At 72.7% G+C, this 1,851-nt stretch carries 1 protein-coding gene; it reads left to right on the top strand.

Features of this window, described 5'->3' with window-relative positions; genetic code table 11:
* Positions 1 to 622: 622 nt before the first annotated feature.
* Positions 623 to 1,851, top strand: a 1,229-nt coding sequence (locus VFE05_23595) for a response regulator (protein ID HET6233082.1), incomplete at its 3' end; no start/stop codon positions are given.

A 1,851-nucleotide genomic window follows, 5' to 3' on the forward strand; every position in this document is an offset into this window, starting at 1 on the left:
CCATCTGCGCCACCTTCTGCCGCAGCGTCATGCGCGCCAGCCGCTGCTCCGTCCAAACCCGCTCCGCAGGCTTGGGCGCGCATGCCGACAGCACCAGCATCGCGGCAGCGAGTGCGTGGCGGAGGATGCGCATGCGGCGCCGGACGGGCCGGACGGGGCTCGGATCGATGCGGGACAGGGCGGGAGAGGACGGCACTCGGCTTCGCTGGGGCTCGCTCGGGGGCGCGGCGCCGCGCGCGCCGGCATCGGCGGGCGGCGGACGGTCGCAGGCGGCACGAGCAGGAAACGGACCGGTGCCGCTGGGGCAGCGTTGGCCCGGTGGGGCACGTGCGCCCCAGGGCCGCGGCGTCGGGAAGGGTACGAAAACGGGGCGGTGCGTGAGATCGTCCCCTACGCGTACGCTGGTCTGCGATTTGCCCACACCGTCCTGTTCGTTCGCGAGCGGGCCCGCGCCGGCGGAGCGCCGGAACGGGCCGCGCGGCAACCCGCCTGCATCCGCCCGCCGCCTCGCCGAGGCACCATTCCCTTCGCGATCCAAACCTAGATGTCCTTGCATACCGCGGCCGTGCTGCATCCGGCCCCGTACCGGCCCGTCCGCGAACCGCGGCAGCCGGTGCCCGTCTTGAAGGTCCTGACCAACGAGCGCATGACCGAGCCGCTTCCCACCGTCTTCGTCGCCGACGACAACCCCGCCATTTTGCAGGGGCTGGAGCTGGCGCTAAAGAAGAGCTACCTCGTGCGCAGCGCCACCAACGGCCGCGCCGTGCTGGACCTGCTGCGCGAGGCCGCGCACCCGCCCGACCTGCTGCTGCTGGACGTGATGATGCCGGAGATGAGCGGCCTGGAGGTACTGCGCGCGCTGCGCAGCGAGGACCGCTGGTCCGAGATCCCCGTGGTCCTCATCACCGCCACGCACGACGGCGCGCTGCCCGTGTCGGCCCTGCGCGACGGCGCCGTCGACTTCCTCACCAAGCCCTTCCGGCTCGACGAGCTGCTGGCCCGCGTGGACGCGCACGTGCGCCGCCACCAGGAGCTGCGCCGCGCGCGCGAGCAGGCCCGTGTGCGGCTCCAGGCCATCGACCTGATCCGCGAGCTGAACCGCGTGGTCACGGCGGACGAGATGTTCCACCTCGTCACCTCGCGCACCTCCGAGATCCTGGGCGTGGCGCGCTGCTCCGTGGTGTCGGTAGATGCCAGCGAGCGCATCGCGCGCGTGGTCGCCTCGTCGGAGCGCGGGATGGAGGACGGGATCGTGCTGGACCTGGACCTCTACCCGGAGATCCGCAGCGCGCTGGAGACGGGAGCGTCGGTGACGGTGAGCGACGTCGCTAGCTCGCCGCTCTTCGAGAAGCTGCGCGAGGACTGGGAGCGCGAGGGCGTGGAGGCGCCGGTGCGCTCCGTGGTCGTGGTCCCGTTCCCCATCTCCGACGGCATCACCGGCTTCTTCGTGGAGCGTGCGGGCGCGGGCGAGCCGGTGCTGGGCGAGGAGGCCGCCGAGCTGGCCGGCCGCGTGGTGGAGGCCATCGTGCAGGCGTGCGGGCGCGTGCAGGTCTTCCAGAACCTGATGGAGCAGCGGCGCCGGCTGCACGACCTGGCCAACACCGACGAGCTGACCGGCTGCGCCACGCGCCGCTCGCTGCTGCTGTCGCTGGAGCGCGAGCTGGACTATTCGCGCGGCAGCGGCGCGCCGCTGGGCATCGTGATCCTGGACCTGGACCACCTCAAGCAGATCAACGACACCTGCGGCCACCTGGCGGGCGACGCCGTGCTTCGCGCGCTGGGCGCCTGGCTCGCCTCCGAGGGCTCGCTGCGCTCCAACGACCTGGCGGGCCGTTTCGGCGGCGACGAGTT

The organism is Longimicrobiaceae bacterium (assembly GCA_035696245.1).
In the GTDB taxonomy this organism is placed as follows: Bacteria; Gemmatimonadota; Gemmatimonadetes; order Longimicrobiales; family Longimicrobiaceae; genus DASRQW01.